1 protein-coding gene is annotated in these 23,233 nt (G+C 48.7%); it reads left to right on the top strand.

Annotation, left to right across the window (positions count from 1 at the left end; genetic code table 11):
- Nucleotides 1-23,214, top strand: coding sequence for a linear gramicidin non-ribosomal peptide synthetase LgrC (lgrC, locus tag ACFVS2_RS04605; protein WP_390231501.1), 23,214 nt, complete (start codon nt 1-3; stop codon nt 23,212-23,214).
- Nucleotides 23,215-23,233 lie beyond the last annotated feature (19 nt).

Genomic DNA, 23,233 nt, shown 5'->3' on the forward strand with positions numbered 1-23,233 from the left:
ATGGGGGATTTTACTGATCTATACACCTTATCCCCGCTGCAAGAAGGGATGTTGTTCCATTCGCTGTACTCTGAGGGTTCAGCCTATATGGTGCAGAACATTGCCATTCTTACAGGCGAGCTTGACATCGTCAACTTTGAAAAAGCCTGGAACAAAGTGGTTCAAAGACATTCCATTTTGCGTACTGGATTCCTTTGGGAAGAAGTGGAGAAGCCGCTTCAGGTGGTCTTCGAAAGTGTTCCTTTTTCCATACGTCAGGATGACTGGTCACATCACACCGATGAAGAGCAGGAAACCATGCTGACATCGTTTTTGCAAAAAGAAAAAGAGGCGGGCTTCGATTTGAGCGAAGCCCCCCTCATGCAAGTAACGGTCATCAAAAAGGCCAACGATGTGCACCAGTTCATCTGGACCTTTCACCATTTGCTGTTGGATGGATGGAGCAGCCCCATTCTTTTTCAGGAAGTCCTCGACTTCTATGAGGCGTACTGCCAAGGCAAGGACTTGAGACTTCCACAGCCAAAGCCATTCAAAGATTATATCTCCTGGCTTCGCCGTCAGGACAACACGGAGTCTGAAAAGTTCTGGCGCGAGTTCCTAACGTCCGTCGAGAGTCCCACACCGCTTCCCTTTGAATCTCATCCCTTGAGAGGTTCGGAGCAGGAAAAAGGGATTCATGAATCGACTCGAACCTTAACTGATGAGGTCTCGAAAGCTCTCTTAAAATTAGCTCGAACGTATAAGGTTACGATCAATACTATCGTGCAAGGAGCATGGGCCATTCTCCTCAGCCGTTTGAGCGGAGAAGAAAGCGTGGTATACGGCGTAACTGGTTCCGGGCGCCCGAGCGATCTGCCAGGTGTAGAGCAGATGGTTGGAATGTTTATCAACACGTTGCCGATGAAAACGAAAGTCGAGCCTGAGCAAACGTTGGATCAGTGGTTCAAAGAGCTACAGGATCAGCAATCGAGAGTCCGACAGTATGAATACTCTCCATTGGTGGATATCCAGGGCTGGACGGATGTACCGCGTGGACTACCACTGTTTGAAAGTATTTTCGTATTCGAGAACTATCCGCTGGGAGAAGGGGAAGAGAAGGAATTCGGTTTTTCCATCTCTAATGTACAGCACTTCCAAGAAGTAGATAATCCGCTCACGATTGTCGGGATTCCGGGCGAACAGTTTAGCATCAAAATGATATACAGGACAGACCGCTTTGAGCAGGCGGCAATCGAACGGACACTTGACCGAATGGCATCCATTCTAGTGGCCATCGTCGAGAATCCGAAACAACGCCTGTCCTCTATCTCTTTTATCAGTCAAGAAGAAAGACAGCATCTCCTGGTCGGGCTAAACGATACTACGAGCGACTACCCTGGGGATAAAACCGTTCAACAACTGTTTGCCGAAACAGCGGCCCAATACCCAGATCGTATCGCCATCGTAGGAGGGGAAGAACAGTTGACCTACGCCGAGCTGGAGGCAAAAGCCAACCAGCTTGCCAACTACTTGCAAAAGCAAGGAGTAGCAACAGGTACTTTTGTCGGACTTTGCGTAGAACGCTCGTTAGATATGCTCGTTGGTATGCTCGGGATTCTCAAAGCAGGTGGAGTGTATGTGCCACTCGACCCTGCGTATCCAGAAGAACGTCTGGCTTTCATGCTGGCAGATGCCCAGATTTCCATTTTATTGACACAGGAGCATTTGTCTGACAAGTGGCAAGGACAAGAGCTTACCATTCTCAATCTTGACCATGCTGGGGAAAAATGGGCGGAAGAGAGCACACTTGCTCCCCAGGTAGATATGACAGCTGACAGCCTCGCGTATGTCATTTACACATCTGGATCAACAGGTACACCAAAAGGAGTGCTGGTCGTTCATCGCGGAATTGTTCGCCTGATCAAAAACACGAACTACGTGACCATTACAGAAGAGGACGTGTTCCTGCAAGCCTCTACCGTATCGTTCGATGCTGCTACCTTTGAAATTTGGGGTGCGTTGTTAAACGGAGCGAAGCTGGTGTTGATGCCGCCACATCAGCCTTCACTCGATGAACTGGGAGAGACAATTCAGAATCATAAGGTGACGACACTTTGGCTGACGGCTGGTCTGTTTACGGTCATGGTTGACTACAAGGTGGAGTACTTGCGCGGCGTGCGCCAACTACTTGTCGGTGGGGATGTGGTCTCCGCATCCCATGTACGCAAGGTACTTTCGCTTGACGGTATCACGGTGATTAACGGCTATGGCCCGACGGAAAACACGACATTTACTTGCTGCAATCCCGTCACGGAGCTTCCAGAAGGCGTCAACTCCTTCCCGATCGGCCGACCGATCAGCAATACCACGGTGTACGTATTAGACAAACATCAACAGCCTGTCTCTCTGGGTGCGGCAGGCGAATTATATATAGGCGGAGATGGTCTCGCTCTTGGCTATTTGAACAATCCGGAGTTAACCGCAGAACGTTTTGTGGAGAATCCGTTTGACCCACATGGGGGTTCTCGCCTGTACCGTACTGGTGACTTGGTTCGTTATTTGCCTCATGGCACGATTGAGTTTATCGGTCGTATCGACAATCAGGTGAAAATCCGCGGCTTCCGCATCGAATTAGGTGAGGTGGAAGCAGCACTCAGCTTGCATCCGTCTGTGAACGAAGTTGTGGTCATGGTCCGTGAGATTACGCCGGGCGAGAAGCATTTAACTGCGTATGCTACCGTTTCAGGAGATATCACGCTCGAAACTTCTGATTTGCGTGCATGGACAAAAACGAAACTACCAGAATTCATGAGGCCTTCATTTTATATTTTCCTTGATGCGATGCCTTTGACGGCAAATGGTAAAATCGACCGCAAACAACTGCCGGAACCGGAATGGACAAATCCAGCTTCCGCCAAAGGCTACATGGAGCCGCGCAATCAGGTAGAAGAATTGATTGCCAACATATGGTCGCAGGTGCTTGGAGTCGAAAAAGTGGGGATTCACGATAACTTTTTCGAGCTTGGTGGACATTCACTTTTGGCGACACGAGTCATTTCACGTCTACGAGAGGCGTTTGGAATAGAGCAGACGGTGCGCTCCATTTTTGAACATCCGACCATTGCAGCATGGAGTGAACAGGGAGCAGCACTTCATTTGGGAGAGAAAGAAGCGATTGGTGGATCGATTCAACCTGTATCAAGACAGAGCAATCTCCCGTTGTCTTTTGCCCAGCAGCGATTGTGGTTCTTTGATCAATTCATGCCAGAAAGTCCGATGTACAACATTCCATCTGCCCTTCGCTTGCAAGGCGAACTCGACGTAGTGGCATGGGAGAAGAGTATACAGGCGATCGTTTTGCGTCACGAAAGCTTGCGTACCACGTTCCACGAAATAGACGGACAATCCATCCAAGTGATTCATCCGCATATGGACTGGAAAATGGACATTTTGGACTTACGCGATCGATCAGCTGAAAAGAAAGAACAAAAGATAGAGCAATTGGCTGAAGCCGAAACGGCCCGAGCTTTTGCCCTTGGACAAGGGCCGCTGATACGCGCGACGATGATCCAAACAGATGATCACGCATATGTCTTTTTGATCAACATGCACCACATCATCTCTGATGGTTGGTCGATGGGCATATTTTATCGCGAATTGCTTGCCAATTACGAAGCCTTCAGTAAACAAGAAACACCAGAGCTGGCAGACCTACCGATTCAATATGCGGATTTTGCTACATGGCAGCGTGAGTGGCTCGATGGCGAAATCTTAGAGCAGCAGGTTACGTATTGGAAAGAAAAACTGAGTGGAGCAGAACCGCTTCTAACACTGCCGACAGAACGTTCGCGCCCTGCTGTGCAATCCTATCAAGGAGCCATTTACACTGAGACATTTTCTGCGGACTTGCTCGCCAAATTGAAAGTACTTAGCCAGGAGTCCAGTTCTACCTTGTTTATGACGTTGCTGGCTGCATTCCAAACCCTTCTTTATCGCTATAGTGGTCAAGAAGACATCGTTGTGGGAAGTCCGGTAGCTGGACGCAATCGTCAAGAAATAGAGAATTTGATTGGATTCTTCGTCAATACTTTGGCACTCCGAACCAACGTAACAGGAGATGTAACATTTACAGAATTACTGGCACGCGTTCGCGAAACAGCGTTGGAGGCATATGCACATCAAGATTTACCTTTTGAAAAATTGGTCGATGAGCTACAGCTAGAGCGTAGCCTCAGCTACTCGCAGTTGTTCCAGGTCATGTTTGTCCTGCAAAACTTCCCGCTGGAGGAAGCAGTAACGTCTGGCATTCAGCTCACACCATTGGATTCTGAGCGACATTTGACGACTTCCAAGTTTGATCTCACATTGACAATGAGAGAGCAGGCAGACGGACTCGTAGCTTCCTTTGAGTACAGCACAGATTTGTTCGACAGATCAACGATAGAGCGAATGACTGGACATTTGCAAAATCTGCTTGAGGCTATCATCTCCCAACCAGAGGAGTCGATTGAAAAACTTGATCTTCTAAGGGAGAGCGAACGAAATAAACAGGTGGTAGAGCTTAACAACACAGCGAGCGACTACCCTCGGGACCAAACTGTTCCACTACTGTTTGCCGAAACAGCGGCCCAATACCCAGATCGTATCGCCATCGTTGCAGGGGAAGAACAGTTGACCTACGCCGAGCTGGAGGCAAAAGCCAATCAGCTTGCCAACTACTTGCAAAAGCAAGGAGTAGAAACGGGTACTTTTGTCGGGCTTTGCGTAGATCGCTCGTTAGATATGTTCGTTGGTATGCTCGGGATTCTCAAAGCAGGTGGAGCGTATGTGCCACTTGACCCTGCGTATCCAGAAGAACGTCTGGCTTTCATGCTGGCAGATGCCCAGATTTCCATTTTATTGACACAGAAGCATTTGTCTGACAAGTGGCAAGAACAAGAGCTTAGCATTATCAATCTCGACCATGCTTGGGAGAAATGGGCAGAAGAAAGTACACTTGCTCCTCAAGTAGAAATGACCGCCGACAGCCTCGCCTACGTCATTTACACATCGGGGTCAACAGGTACACCAAAAGGAGTGCTGGTCGTCCATCGCGGAATTGTTCGCCTGATCAAAAACACGAATTACGTGACCATTTCGGAAGAGGACGTATTCTTGCAAGCCTCCACCGTATCGTTTGATGCTGCTACCTTTGAAATTTGGGGTGCGTTGTTAAACGGAGCGAAGCTGGTGTTGATGCCGCCACATCAGCCTTCACTCGATGAACTGGGAGAGGCGATTCAGAATCACAAGGTGACGACACTTTGGCTGACGGCTGGTCTGTTTACAGTCATGGTTGACCACAAAGTAGAGTACTTGCGCGGCGTGCGCCAACTACTTGTCGGTGGGGATGTGGTCTCCGCATCACATGTACGCAAGGTACTTTCGCTTGACGGTATCACGGTGATTAACGGCTATGGCCCGACGGAAAACACGACGTTTACTTGCTGCAATCCCGTCACGGAGCTTCCAGAAGGCGTCAATTCCTTCCCGATTGGCCGACCGATTAGCAATACCACGGTGTACGTATTGGACAAACATCAACAACCTGTCCCACTGGGTACCGCAGGCGAATTGTATATAGGCGGAGATGGTCTCGCTCTTGGCTATTTGAACAATCCGGAGTTAACTGCAGAGCGATTTGTGGAGAATCCATTTGACCCACAAGGGGGTTCTCGCCTATACCGTACCGGTGATTTGGTTCGTTATTTGCCTGATGGCACGATTGAATTTATCGGGCGTATCGACAATCAGGTGAAAATCCGCGGCTTCCGTATTGAGCTAGGCGAAATCGAGACGGTGTTGCAGAGCCACCCGGCTGTAAAAGAAACCGTACTCATGGTGAGAGAGGAAACTCCTGGAGACAAGCGCCTAGCTGCCTACCTCGTTTTTGCAGAAGAAAAAGAGGTTACTCACATCGAGATGCGATCCTATCTCAAGGATAAGTTGCCAGAGTACATGATCCCATCCGCCTTCATGAAGTTGGACAGCTTCCCGCTGACACCAAACGGAAAAGTGGATCGCCGGGCGCTACCAATCCCAGACTATTCCCGAAATGAGGCGGATAGCGGTTTTGTAGCACCTGCAACGGATCTGGAAATGAAATTGGCGGAAATCTGGAAAAGTGTGCTGGGTGTTGCGAACATCGGCATCTACGACAACTTTTTTGAATTGGGCGGCGACTCCATTCTCAGTATCCAGATCGTCGCAAGAGCCAATCATTCCGGAATTCGCTTCACACCCAAGCAACTTTTTGAAAATCAAACCATTGCAGAATTGCTACGCGTTGTTACTGATTTGAGCCAAGCAACAGATACAAAATGGAAAAATGAGCAGGGCACTGTTACTGGAAATGTACCGCTCACTCCCATCCAAAAATGGTTCTTTGACTCCAATCAACCGTCGCTGCACCACTGGAATCAGTCGGTACTTCTGACTGTTCAGCAACCAGTAGACCTTGTTGTCCTGGAGCAAACAATCGAGAGCCTGCTGGCTCATCATGATGCGTTGCGTATGCGCTTTTCACACTATGACGGCATGTGGACACAAATGATGGAAGGTCTTGAAGAGAATGTTCCATTCCGTAGCGTGGATCTTTCTAATCTTCCAAAACAGGAACAGGAGTCCAGGCTGGAGGAAATCTCACAAGAAGTACAAGCGAGCCTAAATATCACAGAAGGTCCCGTCGTACAGGCTGTGTACTTCAACATGGGCGAAGAGCAAGCTGGCCGACTGTTGCTCGTCATTCACCACTTAGTTGTTGACGGTGTATCGTGGCGTATTTTACTGGAGGATCTGCAACATACCTATGACCAAATAGCAAACAGTCAAGACGTACAAATGCCAGCAAAGACGACTTCGTTCAAGATGTGGGCTGAGCAATTAGTCGAGTATGCCAATTCAGACGCCATCCTGCAAGAAAAAGAGTACTGGCTCAAACAAGCTCATGAAGTGAGTCCGATCCCGATTGATCACCTTTATGAACCGAGTCAGAACACGGAAGCGACAACCAAACAAGTAACATTCTCGTTAAACGCAGGAGAAACCCGTGCCTTGTTGCAGGAAACACTTTCTCCATACCGTTTGAAAATAAATGATGTATTACTCTCTGCCTTAACAAAAGCGATGCACCGCTGGACAGGGAAACAGACGTTATCTTTCCATCTCGAGGGGCATGGACGCGAAGATATTTTGGAAGGAGCAGATTTATCCCGCACAGTTGGCTGGTTTACGAGTATGTATCCTGTACAGCTTACACTTGACCAGACGAAACCGTGGAGCGAACTGCTGAAAGCAGTCAAAGAACAGCTTCGAGCTATTCCGCAAAATGGGGTTGGCTATGGTATCCTGCACTACTTACGTCAGGATGACGAGCTGAAAGAGCAGTTGAAGTCTCGAATGAAGCCAGAGATCAGCTTCAACTACCTCGGCCAGTTTGATCAGGTAGTTTCGTCTAACGCTACGTTTGGCATGGCTGCTGAATCGAGAGGCTCGAATCTTGCACCTGATTCCGTTCGCACGCATTTAATCGATGTAAACAGCGTCATTTCCGGAGAACAACTGCATATCACTTGGTTTTACAACGAAAACATCCACGAGAAAAGTACGGTGGAAGCAGTTGCTCGCGATTATATGGACGCCTTGCGTGAGATTATGGCACATTGCCGCTCCGAAGAAGCAGGAGGCTATACTCCTTCTGACTTCCCGCTGTCTCGTCTAGATCAGCGTACACTTGACACCTATGTGGGTAGAGATCACTCCATCGAGAACATATATCCACTGACGCCGTTGCAGGAAGGAATGCTTTTCCATTCGCTATACGAACAAGAGGGCGGAGACTATGTGGTTCAATTCTCCATGACGATCCATCATTTGCAGGTCGATGCACTCCAACAAGCATGGCAAAAAGTCATCGATCGTCATTCTATTCTGCGCACCTCCTTTATCTGGGATGGGGTAGTCAATCCGCATCAAATTGTCCGCAAGCACGTACGGGTGACTGTTGATGAAAGAGATCTGCGACATTTACCAATTGATAGGCAGAAAGCAGCGCTAGACGCATTTTTGGAAGAGGATCGCAAGCGGAACTTCTCTATTACTGAGCCACCTCTCATGCGTTTGACTTTGTTCAGGATTAGCAACGAAGCATATCGCTTTATCTGGAGCTTCCACCACGTATTACTGGACGGTTGGAGCTTGCCGCTTGTCCTAAAAGACTGGTTTGCCGCTTATCTAGCGCTCGCAGAAGGAAGAGACGTTCAGCTTGGAGCTGTACAGCCTTTTTCCCAGTATGTTGCGTGGATTCAGCGTCAAGACTTGCAAGCTGCAGAACGCTTTTGGCGCAACCATTTGAAAGGGATATACGGGCCGACACCAATCAATCTCGGACAAGCTCTCCAATCCATTGGAGAACCGAAAACCTACGACGAGCGCTTTATCCGATTCTCGCCCGAGTTTACAGAACATCTGCAATCATTTGCTCGTCAGCATCAGGTAACGCTAAATACATTCATACAAAGTGCGTGGGGCATGATCCTCGGAGCTTACAGTGGTGAAGAAGATGTCGTATTCGGGGCAACTGGTTCAGGCCGTCCAGCCGATTTGCATGGCGTAGAAAATATGGTTGGTCTGTTCATCAATACGCTTCCGGTTCGAATCACACTTGATCCAAGCAAAACCGTTCGGGTATGGCTGCGCGAATTGCAAGAAATGCAATTGGAGATTCGCCAATATGAGTACACGCCGCTAGTTGACATCCAGAGCTGGAGCGAATTCGAGCGCAACACCTCTCTGTTCGAAAGTATTTTTATCTTTGAGAACTACCCGATTGACGAGTCTGTAAAAGAAGTGGACAACAGTATTCAGATTTCTGATGTAGACTCTGCGGAGCAAACCAACTATCCACTTACCGTAGTATGTGGCCCTGGCAAAGAATTTGTCCTCAAAATCGTTTTTGATCAAAACCGATTCGATCATGTACGTATCGAACGTGTCCTAGAGCAAATGACTCTTCTGCTCCAATCGATGACAGCGAATCCTGATCAAACTTTGGCTGATGTGCGCATGATCAGCGAAATGGAACAAGAGCAGGTTTTGGGCGAGTGGAACGAAACGAAGGTGGATTATCCAACCGGGCTTTGCATTCATCAAGCATTTGAATACCAAGTAAGAAAGACGCCAGATGCCATCGGACTCATGTACAAAGAGATGGAAATGACGTATGCCGAACTGAACCAGCGAGCGAACCAATTGGCGCATCATCTCCTTGCCCAAGGCGTGAAATCAGATACGCTCGTCGGTATTTGCATCGAGCGCTCTCCAGAAATGATCGTCGGGATTCTCGGTGTGATGAAAGCAGGTGCCGCCTATGTTCCAATTGACCCGGCACATCCGCTAGAGCGTATTGCCTACATGATCGAGGATTCGCAGGCAAACATCGTGTTGACCCAGCAATCTCTGGTAAACCATTTGCTTACAACGCAGGCTCAGGTAATTTGCCTTGATAGTAATGCTCTAGAGAATGAACCTGTTCACGATGTGGTGAGTGGGATTACAGAACAAAATCTTGCTTATGTCATTTACACATCTGGTTCCACTGGCTTGCCGAAAGGCGTAATGGTCGAACACCATAGTGCGGTGAATATGGCTTATTACCTGATCGATTTGTTCCAAGTCCAGCCGTCTAGCCGCGTCCTGCAGTTATGTTCGTTTAGCTTCGATGTTTCTGTCGCTGAGATCGTCATGGCTTTGATTTCGGGTGCGACCTTAGTCATTGAGGATCGAGAAATGCTCTTGCCAGGCCCTGAACTCATCTCAGTCTTGCAAGAAAAACAAATTACGACTGTGATGACGGTTCCTGCTGTACTTGCGGCATTACCTAACGCAGACCTACCTGATCTGAATACATTAGTGATCGGTGGCGAAGCACCAGGCTATGAGCTCATCACTCGCTATGCAAATCATCGTCAATTTTTCAATTGCTACGGACCAACGGAGGCAACTGTTTGCACCACGTTAATGCTTATGGATACGAATCTCACGAACACGCCAATTGGCCGCCCAATCGCCAATGCGACCATCTACGTATTAGATGCCAATCTGAAGCCTGTCCCTATAGGCGTACCAGGTGAGCTGTATATTGGTGGAAAAGGTTTGGCACGCGGTTACTGGAATCGTCCAGAGCTTACAGCGGAACGCTTTATCACTCATCCGTTTGGAGCGGAAGGCGAACGTCTCTATCGCACAGGCGATCAGGTGCGCTATCTGGAAGACGGTAACCTTGAATTCCTCGGACGTATCGATAATCAGGTGAAAATTCGCGGCTTCCGCATCGAATTAGGCGAAATCGAAAACGCAATGAGAAAGCACTCTGCGATTCGGGAAGCTGTTATTACCGTACGAGAAAATCGTTTGGCTGCTTATTTGATTGCAATAGGTGAAGAGAAGCCGGCTACAGAGGAGCTCGCTCGCTATCTGAAAGAGACATTGCCAGATTACATGATTCCAGCAGGCATAGTCTGGATGGATGCTATTCCGCTTACGGTTAACGGAAAAGTAGACCACCGGGCACTGCCTACACCGGATTGGGGACTTTTGACCACACAACAAGAGTATGTCGTACCTCGCACACCAACAGAAGAAATAGTGACTAACATTTGGACACAGGTGCTTTCCGTAGAGCAAGTCGGGATTCACGACGATTTCTTTGAACGAGGGGGACATTCCCTCTTAGCTACCCAGGCGATTTCCCGTATGCGTCAAACTTTTGGCGTAGACATGCCGCTTCGTACGCTGTTTGATTATCCGACAACGGCTGCGATCAGTGAAAAAATTACGACATTGTTACGAGGGGAAGCGGGTCACACTAACATCCCACTTGTGCCCGTGTCGCGTGACGGACACTTGCCGCTCTCGTTTGCGCAACAACGTTTGTGGTTTTTGGACAAGTTGTTGCCAGACAGTTCCGTATACAACATCCCATCTGCTGTTCGACTGAAGGGTGAGCTAGACGTCGATGCGTGGGAACGTAGTCTCAAGCAGATCATCCAACGTCATGAGAGCTTGCGTACAACTTTCTCCGATATCAATGGAGAAGCCGTTCAAGTCATTCATCCGGAGATCGAGTGGAACCTGGGACGAATCGACTTACGAGACTGGAACGAAGAGGAGCGAGAAGTGGAAGCATTGCGTCTCGCCATAGAAGATGCTGAACAATCGTTTCATCTGAATCAAGGGCCGTTGTTGCGCGCCAAACTGATTTGCATGGATGAACAAGCGTATGTATTTTTGCTCAACTTACATCACATCATTGCGGATGGCTGGTCCATGAGTGTATTCATGGGTGAGTTAGTCTCCATCTACGAAGCGTTATCTGCTGGAGAAACACCACAGCTTGCCGAAATGCCGCTTCAATATGCAGACTACGCCACATGGCAACGCAATTGGTTGCAAGGAGAGGTACTGGAGCAACAATTGGCGTACTGGAAAAAACAATTAGGCGATGCAGAACCACTTCTGATATTGCCGACAGATCGTCCACGCCCTGCCGTTCAGAGCCATAAAGGGGCAATGCATACAATTAGGCTCCCAGAAAAACTGCTTGCCGACCTAAAAGCACTCAGTCGTGAAGAAGGATCAACCTTATTCATGACCTTGCTAGCTGCCTTTCAGACCCTGCTCTATCGTTACAGTGGTCAAAAAGACATCCTCGTCGGAAGTCCGGTCGCAGGACGTAATAGACAGGAAATGGAGTCGCTTATTGGTTTCTTCATTAACACCTTGGTAATGCGTACGGATATGTCCGGGGAACCAACCTTCCGAGACTTGCTTGCAAAAGTACGAGAAACTGCACTGGAAGCTTATGCGCATCAAGACCTGCCGTTTGAAAAACTGGTAGATGAACTGGAGCTGGAAAGAAGCCTAAGCTACTCACCGTTGTTCCAAGTGATGTTCGTACTGCAAAACATCCCGATGGACGTACAAGAATTGTCCCAGATCCGCATCGAGCCTTTCCACAGAGGTCAGGAGGGCGTAAGCGCCAAGTTTGACATCACCTTGACCACCGTAGAAGCACCTGATGGACTTATCGCAACATTCGAGTACAATACCGATCTTTTTGATCCAGCAACGATCGAGCGCATGGGGAACCATTTCTCGAACCTGCTAGAGGCGATTTCGGCAAATCCGATGCAACCAGTCACAGCCATACCTCTCCTGAGCGATATGGAAAAGGAGCAGCTTCTCCATCAATGGAATGATACGAATGTACCTTTTGAACGTGAAACATGCGTGCATGAAAGGGTTGCAAGGATTGCACAAGCGTTGCCAAATCAATTAGCAGTTGTTTCCGAAGAAGGGCAGATCACCTATGCAGAACTAGATGCCAAAGCGAATCAGGTAGCGAACTACCTGCAAAAACAGGGAGTATCCTCTGAAACACTTGTCGGCATTTGCGTAGAACGTTCCATCGATATGCTCATCGGTCAACTGGGAATACTCAAAGCTGGCGGTGCTTATGTCCCAATGGACACGGCGTATCCACAAGAGCGTCTTGCTTTCATGATGAAAGATGCGAATATGCCAGTTGTATTAACCCAAGAACGACTGTTAGGGCGATTGCCGGAAGGACCTGTAACATTCATCTGCTTGGATCGTGATTGGAATATCATTTCAGAAGAGAGCAGCGAGGCACCAAACATTGCAATGACAACAGAGAATCTTGCGTATGTCATCTATACGTCTGGCTCTACTGGAACGCCAAAAGGGGTAGAGATCGAGCATGCCGCCTTGTTAAATCTCATTTTCTGGCACCAACGGTCGTACAGCGTAGATTCAAATGATCGAGCCTCACAAATCGCCGGGACCGCCTTTGATGCATCTGTTTGGGAAATCTGGCCGTACCTAACAAAGGGAGCAACGCTTTATCTCCCATCCGAAGAAATTCGTCTTGTACCTGAGGAACTCAGAGATTGGCTTGTTACATCGGGAATCACGATTAGCTTTTTGCCAACGCCATTGGCGGAAAGATTGCTTACCTTGGAATGGCCTATCAACACGAAGCTGCGCTATATGCTCACAGGGGGCGATAAGCTACATGATTACCCACCAGCAACCATGCCGTTTACTCTTGTGAACCAATACGGTCCAACCGAAAACGCGGTTGTCGCCACAGCAGGTGCCGTTCCGACAGAAGCTACTCATGTATTCGCACCATCAATCGGACGTCCAATAGACAATGTGCAAGTATACGTCCTTGATGAAAAGCTGCAACCTGTGCCGATTGGTGTAGCCGGAGAGCTCTATATCGCTGGAGACAGTTTGGCACGTGGCTATCTGAAGCGCCCTGATCTAACCAAAGAGAGGTTCGTAGCCAATCCATACTCTCAAAAACAGGGAGCCCGCATGTACCGAACTGGAGACCTGGTTCGTTACCTGCCAGATGGAAACATAGATTTCATTGGTCGTGCAGACGATCAGGTGAGCATTCGAGGATTCAGGGTCGAACTGGGTGAAATTGAAACGGCTCTGTACACTCATCCAGCGGTAAAAGAAACCATCGTACTCGTACTTGAGGATATTCCTGGCATTAAACGACTCGCTGCCTACGTCGTACTTGGAGAAAAACAAGAGATTCAAGCAAGTGACTTCCGTAGCTATCTAAAGGATAAGCTGCCTGAGTATATGGTGCCAGCTGCCTTTGTCATCATGGGTAACCTGCCGCTGACTCCAAACGGGAAGGTAGATCGACAAGCATTGCCTGTACCTGATTTATTACACACTGAAACAGAAGGCAGATTTGCAGCCCCGACAACTGCAATAGAGGCTACGCTTGCAGATATATGGAAAAATGTTCTAAGAATTGACAAAGTTAGTATTTATGACAACTTTTTCGAGTTGGGTGGAGACTCCATCTTGAGTATCCAAATTGTTTCTCGAGCCAATCAGGCTGGAATTCGTTTGACACCGAAACAGCTCTTGAGAAATCAAACCATCGCGGAACTGGCAAGTGTCGTGACAGCGGCTGACGGCATACAAACAGGAAAAATCCAAGCAGAACAAGGTATCTTGACGGGAGAGGTGCCGCTCACGCCAATTCAATCGTGGTTCTTCACGACTGAACAACCGTCGATCCATCATTGGAACCAATCCTTGCTTTTGACGGTTCAACAACCCGTTGACCTAACTGTTCTAGAGCGTGTCGTCGAGAGTCTACTCACTCATCATGACGCATTACGTATGCGTTTTAACCATACGGAGCAAGATTGGACCCAATATATGGAAGGGCAGCCTGAGATTATTCCATTCCGTAGTGTGGACCTGTCCGCTGTTCTAGATGAAGAACAAGCCGATCGTCTGGAGCAAATCGCAAACGAGGTGCAATCAAGTCTACATGTAAGTGAGGGACCCGTTTTCCAAGTCGTTTACTTCCATCTTGGTGCGGACCAACCTGGTCGTCTACTGATTGTTGCCCACCATCTGGTGATAGACGGTGTATCCTGGCGCATTTTGCTAGAGGATCTACAAACTGCTTACGGGCAACTTGTAAACGATCAAGAGGTGCAATTCCCAGCGAAGACGACTTCATTCAAGTCATGGGGAGAGCAATTGCAATCCTATGCGAATTCCGAAGCGATCGAGCCGGAAAAAGTGTTCTGGCTGGGCCAAAATGATGAAGTGAGTCCACTTCCAATTGACCGTGCCTTCGATCCAAGCCAAAACACAGATGCAACCTCCAAACAAGTCAGTCTTGCGCTTACTATTGATGAAACTCGCGCGTTGTTGCAGGATACGCTTTCGCCTTACCGTCTGCAAATCAATGATGTATTGCTTACCGCTTTAACCAAAGCAATGAATCGTTGGACAGGCGAAAAGCTAGTATCCGTTCATCTGGAAGGGCACGGACGTGAGGAGATTATCGAAGGAGTGGACTTATCCCGTACGGTTGGCTGGTTTACGAGCATGTACCCGGTACAGCTTTCGATTGACCCTTCAAAGCCGTGGGGTGACGCTTTGAAAGCGGTCAAGGAACAGCTTCGTCGCATTCCAAAGAAAGGTGTCGGCTACGGCATTTTCCGATACCTCAGTCAGAATGAGGAGTTGAAAAAACTCCTAGATGAAAAGCCGAAGCCAGAAATCAGCTTCAACTACCTCGGACAGTTTGATCAGATCGTTCAAGCCGAATCGAGATTTGGCATGGCGCAAGAATCAAGAGGCTCCAATCTGGGGAAAGACACAATACGTCAGCACCTGATTGATGTAAACAGTGTCATAACCGGAGAACAACTCCATGTCACATGGATCTATAGCGAAAACATTCACGAACAAAGCACGATCCAAGAGCTTGCTTGCAACTATCTGGAAGCTTTGCGTGAGATCATTGCGCACTGCCAGTCCGAAGAAGCAGGCGGCTATACGCCATCTGACTTTCCACTAGCGCGAATGGATCAACGTGCTATCGACAAGCATCTGGGACAGGATCGCCTGATCGAAAACGTCTATCCGCTCAGTCCATTGCAAGGTGGCATGCTGTTCCACTCCCTGTACGAGCAAGAGGGGGGAGACTATATTGTTCACTTTGCCATGACGATGGAGGGCTTGTACGTCGATGCGTTTGAACAGGCGTGGCAAAAGGTAGTGGATCGCCATCCGATTCTACGTACCTACTTTGTTTGGGAAGGTTCAGAGGCTCATCAGATTGTACGCAAACAAGTAAAAGCAACAGTAGAAAAAATCGACCTTCGTCATTTGACGACGGAGCAGCAAAAAACGGAACTGGCTCACTATCTAGAAGCTGATCGAAGACGAAATTTCGAGATTGCTTCTCCACCACTCATGCGTTGGACGTTATTCCATTTACGTGAGGGAGTTTATCGCTTCACTTGGAGCTTCCATCATGTATTGCTTGATGGTTGGAGCGTACCCATTGTACTAAAAGACTGGTTTAGTGCTTATGTGTCCATAGCAGAAGATAGAGAGGTTTCGTACAGCTTCGTCCAACCATTCTCAGCCTACATCGATTGGGTACAGCGCCAAGACTTGAAAGCCGCCGAACATTTTTGGCGCGAGCAGCTTAAAGACTTCCACGAGTCTACACCATTAGCGATGAGTAGCTACTCTGGCGGCCGGGAACATATGCCGAAAGTGTACGAAGAAAAAGAAATTCGCTTATCGGTGGACATGACTTCACGTTTGCAAGCCTTTGTCCGTACACACCAGTTGACATTGAATACGCTTGTCCAAGGAGCATGGGCTCTCATCCTGAGCCGTTACGGCGCAACGGATGATGTCGTCTTCGGTGCAACAGTTTCCGGTCGTCCGGCAGATCTACCTACTGTAGAGGGCATGGTAGGTCTCTTCATCAACACCCTGCCGATTCGTGTTTTGATCGATGCGAACAAATCGGTGCGGGAATGGCTACGCGAGATTCAAGAACATCAAGTGGAGCTTCGCCAGTTTGAGTACACGCCGTTGGTTGACATCCAAGGCTGGAGTGAAATGGCGCGGAATGCTGCCCTGTTCGAGAGCATCTTCATTTTTGAGAACTACCCGATTGGTGAATCGGTAAAAGATGAGCATTATCAGCTGCAATTATCCGACGTAGAAACGATGGAACAAACGAATTATCCAATCACCGTCGTCTGCGGTCCGGGTAAAGAGTTCATCCTTAAGATCAAATACGACCAAAACCGATTCGCGTCTGAAAATATCGAACGTGTATTGCACCAGATGTCTTCCTTGCTCGAATCCATGATGGCAAAACCTGAACAGTGCCTCGCAGAGGTATCGATGATCAGTGAAAGCGAGCTCCAGCAGGTATTAGTCGAATGGAATGACACGAGCGTAGATTATCCGGCACAGCTTTGCATCCATCAGGCATTCGAGAAACAAGTGGAAAAGACACCCGATGCTATTGCACTCGTCTACAAGAAGATGGAGTTGACCTATGCTGAGCTAAACAAACGTGCAAATCAGCTGGCACACAGGCTGATTGCATGCGGTGTACAACCGGATAAGCTAGTTGGCATTTGCGTCGAGCGTTCTCCAGAGATGATCATCGCTTTCCTTGGTGTAATGAAGGCAGGTGCTGCTTATGTGCCTATTGATCCAGCGCATCCGCAAGATCGCATTGCCTATATGATCGAAGATTCGCAAGCGAACATTTTGTTGACGCAAGTATCGCTGAAAGACATGCTACCAGTTCCTTCTAAACAGGTCATTTGCCTCGATAGCGATGAACTGGCAGATGAGCCAACCACAAACGTGGATAGCAGCGTCAATGAACATCATCTCGCTTACGTAATCTATACTTCTGGATCAACCGGATTGCCCAAAGGGGTGATGGTCGAGCACCACTCCGTGATCAATTTGACACATGCCCTGATCCATTCGTTCCAAATCGATGCGACGAGCCGGGTTTTGCAATTCACATCATTTAGCTTTGATGTTTCTGTCTCCGAGATCGCCATGACCCTGCTCGCTGGTGCCACGCTAGTCATTGAGGATCGCGAATTACTTTTACCTGGTCCGGAGTTGATCCAAGTCTTGCAGGAACAACGCATTACGATCGTGACAATGGCTTCTTCTGTAGTATCGGCCTTGCCACAAGCGGATTTGCCAGACCTGAAGACTCTGATTGTCGGTGGGGAAGCGTTAAGCCGTGAGCTTGTCGCCCGTCACGCGAAGGATCTCCAGTTCTTTAACTGCTACGGACCAACAGAAACAACCGTTACTGCTACGCTCATACGTTGTGAGAATAACGGTCAAAATCCATCAATCGGCCGACCCCTCGCCAATGTGGAAGTGTATGTACTGGATGCAAACCGGCAACCTGTGCCAATAGGCGTACCAGGCGAGCTGTACATCGGCGGAAAAGGAATAGCCAGAGGGTACTGGAATCGTCCTGAGCTTACGAAAGAACGCTTTATCAATCATCCGTTCGGCAAGGAAGGAGAACGCCTCTACCGGACTGGTGACCTAGTTCGCTATACGGAAGACGGACAGCTCGAATTCCTCGGACGAATCGACGACCAAGTCAAGATTCGCGGTTATCGAATCGAACTGGGCGAAATCGAAAATAGACTCAGACAGCATCCAGCCGTTCAAAATGTCGTCGTTATCGCGCGTGAGGAGCGAGAAGGAGACAAGCGTTTGGCAGCTTATCTCGTTGCAGCAAACGAACAACAACCGGGAGATGCTGAGCTTATCCACTACCTGAAAGAGACCCTACCGGAATACATGGTTCCAGCAGGGTATGTATGGATGGCAGAGATTCCACTCACGGTCAACGGGAAAGTAAATCGCCGCGCCCTTCCAGCACCGGATTGGGGACAAGGGGAGTCAGGGAAGGAATATGTGGCGCCGCGTACACCAACAGAGGAAATCGTCGCCCATATTTGGTCGCAGGTACTTTCTGTTGAGGGAATTGGAATCCACGATGACTTCTTTCATCTGGGTGGACATTCGCTCTTGGCTACCCAAACCGTTTCCCGCCTGAAAGAAACATTTGGTGTGGAAGTCCCACTCCGTGCCTTGTTCGAAAATCCTAGCGTGGCACAAATGAGCGAAAAATTAACCGGTTTACTGGAAGCCAAATCGAAAGTGGCCAGCATTCCACTCACACCGGTTTCTCGCGATCAGCATCTACCGCTCTCATTTGCACAGCAACGCTTGTGGTTCTTGGATCGTTTAATGCCGAACAGCGCCTTGTACAACATCCCGTCTGCCATGCGGATGCAAGGACACCTCAACATCCTTGCATGGGAACGCAGTCTGCAGATGATCATCGAGCGACACGAGAGTTTGCGAACAACCTTCACTGACATCAACGGGGAAGCAATACAAGTCATTCACCCAGAAATCGCGTGGAGCCTGGGCAAGATTGATTTGCGTGATCTACCAGAAGAGGAGCGCGACACCGAGGTCCATCGCCTGGAGAGAGAAGAGGCAAACAACCCATTTGACCTACGTACAGGACCGTTACTGCGGGCCACGATCATCCAGATCGGCGAAGTGAATTTCGTCTTCCTGCTTAACATGCACCATATCGTATCTGACGGTTGGTCGATGAACATTTTCATACGTGAGCTGGTTACGATTTATGAAGCGCTTCGCAAGGAAGAAACGCCGCAACTCACCGAGATGCCACTACAATATGCAGACTTTGCAGCTTGGCAGCGTGAATGGCTACAAGGAGAGGCGCTGGAGCAACAACTCGCATACTGGAAAGTGAAACTCGGTGGCAGTGAGCCGCTATTGGCCTTACCGACAGATCGTCCGCGTCCACCTGTACAGACATATAACGGAGCCTTATACACGACGAGTTTCCCAACGGAGCTTGTGGAAAAATTACACACGCTCAGCCGACAAGAAGGCGCCACGCTCTTTATGACATTGCTCGCTGCATTCCAAATCCTGCTTCATCGCTACAGCGGTCAAGACGACATTATCGTAGGAAGTCCGGTTGCTGGACGCAATAGACAAGAAACGGAGTCATTAATTGGCTTCTTCATCAACACGCTGGCGATGAGAACCGATATGTCTGGCGCTCCAACCTTCCGTGAACTACTTGCAAGAGTGCGCGAGTCTGCACTGGAAGCGTATACCCATCAAGACCTGCCCTTTGAAAAGTTGATAGATGAGCTGGAGTTGGAACGTAGCCTCAGCTATTCGCCGCTCTACCAAGTTATGTTTGCTCTGCAAAACTTCCAAATGCAGACTCATGAACTTGAGGGCATTCGGATTGCTCCGTTTGAAAGCAAGAACCAAGAAGTGATGTCCAAATACGACATCAGCTTGACTATGGCAGAAACGCCAAACGGCCTGATCGCTACATTTGATTACAATACAGATTTGTTCGACCAAACAACGATGGAGCGAATCGTGAATCATTTCCATCATTTACTGGAGGGAATAGTCGCCCAACCTGATCGCTCGATCATGGCGTTACCACTGCTTCGTCCGGATGAACGTGAACAGCTTATACTCGCGTGGAACAACACAGCTGCAAATTACACATATGAGAAGACAGTGCACGAGCTAGTCGCTGAAATGACAAGGAAAATGCCGGATCAACTGGCAGTCGTCTCCAAGGAAGGCTCGCTCACCTACGCAGAGCTGGATTCAAAAGCGAATCAACTGGCGAACTACTTGCAACAACAGGGGGTAACGACAGAGACTCTCGTCGGCATTTGCGTCGAACGCTCCGTCGGGATGCTGATCGGCCAATTAGGGATTCTCAAAGCAGGCGGCGCGTTTGTTCCGATGGACCCATCTTATCCAAAAGAGCGCCTTGCCTTCATGATGAATGACACGAACATGCCGATCGTATTGACCCAAGAAAGCTTGCTTGAAGCATTGCCAACAGGTGATGCAACGTTTATTTGTCTCGATATCGATTGGGATTTGGTTGCCAATGAGAGCACGGAATCACCCGAAATCACGACGACAACGAACAATCTCGCCTATGTCATTTACACGTCCGGTTCTACTGGAACACCAAAAGGAGTGGAAATCGAGCAACGCGCTCTATTGAATCTCATCTATTGGCACCAGCATGCTTACAACGTCACGCCAGAAGATAAAGCATCACAAATCGCCGGAACAGCCTTTGACGCCGCTGTCTGGGAAATCTGGCCGTATCTGACGGCAGGAGCGACGCTATATCTGCCACAAGAAGAGATTCGTCTCGTACCGGAAAAACTGCGTGATTGGCTCGTCGACTCAGGAATCACGATCAGCTTCCTACCAACGCCATTAGCAGAGAGCTTGATGTCTGTTGAATGGCCGACCGATTCAGATTTGCGTTACATGCTGACTGGCGGTGACAAACTGCATCACTATCCATCGGCTCATCTGCCATTTACATTGGTAAATCAGTATGGGCCAACGGAAAATGCCGTCGTAGCTACAGCAGGCATCGTTCCTGTACAGGCTGGTCAGGTAGCTGCACCGACAATCGGACGCCCAATCGACAATGTGCAAGTATACGTTCTTGATGCAAAGCTGCAACCTGTGCCGATCGGTGTTGCAGGCGAACTGTACATCGCAGGGAACAGCTTGGGTCGCGGGTATCTCAAACGTCCTGATCTGACACAAGAACGCTTCGTCGAAAATCCGTTCGCGCACATTCGAGGGGCAAAAATGTACCGAACAGGAGACCTTGTCCGCTACCTGCCGGACGGCAACATCGAGTTTATCGGTCGTGCCGACGATCAGGTGAGTATCCGTGGTTTCCGCGTCGAGCTGGGCGAGATTGAAACCGCCCTGTACACTCATCCTTCTGTCAAAGAAACGATAGTCCTTGCCCGTGAAGACATGCCAGGTGTGAAACGACTGGCCGCGTATGTCGTGCTAGAAGAAGGAGTAGAGGATCAAGCTGGCAACTTCGACAGCTACCTCAAAGAATTACTGCCGGAGTACATGGTACCAGCCGCATTCGTAATTATGGATGCTCTGCCACTCACTCCAAATGGCAAAGTAGACCGTCGTGCATTACCTATACCGGAGTACACGGTGAGGAACGGAGAATTCGTTGCTCCAGAGACGTTTGTCGAGAGAGTATTGGCCGAAATATGGAAAAAGGTTCTAGGAGTAGAGCAAGTCGGAATTCACGATAACTTCTTCGAACTCGGTGGTGATTCGATTCTAAGCATTCAGATCGTGGCTCGCGCAGCCCAATCTGGAATTCGCTTGTCACCAAAGCTCTTGTTCGAAAATCAGTCGATTGCTGAGTTGACTCATGCGATTGGGGAGTCGGTTAACATTTTTGCCGAGCAAGGCATCGTCACAGGGGAAGTGCCACTCCTGCCGATTCAGCGCTGGTTCTTCGAGCAAAAATTGGCAGATCGCAACCACTGGAACCAATCTGTACTTTTAACTGTCAAACCGATCGACCCAGAAATTTTGAGACAAGCTTTCTATCACTTGCTCGGACACCATGATGCCCTCCGCCTCCGCTTCTACCATCAGGATGGAAAATGGAAGCAAATTAAGGAGGATTGGACAGATATTATTCCATTTACCGTAGAGGAATTGGGTCATTTGCCGTATGAACAGCAAGTAAAGCGAATCGAGGAAATTTCCGAGGAAGCTCAGGCAAGCTTACATCTCTCGGAAGGTCCGTTGCTCCGTGCCGTCTACTTCGATTTGGGCAGTGAACAGGAAGGCCGTTTGCTAATCGTCATTCACCACTTGGCAGTCGATGGTGTGTCTTGGCGCATCATCACGGAAGACTTGAATAAGGCCAGCAGCCAACTGCTACAAGGCAAGCAGGTGCAACTGCCGCCAAAGACCAGCTCCTACAAGTATTGGGCTGAAAAATTGACGGAGTACGCTCAATCGGACAGCCTGCGAGAGGAAGCGGATTATTGGCTAAGCACCTTCGATACAGGAGTAAACGCTCTGCCAAAAGATTATGAGAACGGAAAGAACCGAGAGCATACTGCTAGGATGGTTTCTGTTGCACTTACGCAGGAAGAAACCAAAGTACTCTTACAGGAATTGCCTTCGATCTACCAAACTCAGATCAATGACGTCTTGCTCACTGCATTGGCAGAAGCGATCTTCGTCTGGACTGGAAATCAAACCTCCCTCGTCCATTTGGAAGGACACGGACGTGAAGAGCTCTTCGACGATGTCGATCTGTCCCGTACCTTGGGGTGGTTCACGAGCATGTATACCATCCTCTTGGATACGAGTGGAACGACCTCTCTCAAAGAAGCGCTACAAACGACCAAAGAACAGCTGCGTAGCATTCCGAACAAGGGTATCGGCTATGGTATTCTCCGTTACCTGAACGAGGAAATGACTGAAAAGTTCAAGTCCTTGCCAAAAGCAGAGATTAGCTTCAACTACCTCGGTCAGCTTGATCAGTCAGTCGATGACACAGAATCCTTGTTTGGCTTTGCAAACGAAGCAAGAGGCGACAACTTCAACCGCAACTCAGAACGTCAGCACCTGCTGGATTTCGGTAGCTCTGTCGTTGGAGGACAATTGATTGTAACGATCGCCTTCAGTGAAGAGATTTATCGCAAAGAAACTGTCAAAGATTTGGTGGATTACTATGTAAACGCACTACGACAATTGATCGAGCTAGGTCAGACGGAGACGGCCACAACACCAGCTACAAGTGATCTGTCCGAATTCGGTTGGGATGATGAAGAGATTGCCGACTTACTTGATCTCATCCAAGACAAGTAATGAATACAAACTGCATAGA

Source organism: Brevibacillus sp. NPDC058079 (genome assembly GCF_042885155.1).
Classification (GTDB): Bacteria; Bacillota; Bacilli; order Brevibacillales; family Brevibacillaceae; genus Brevibacillus.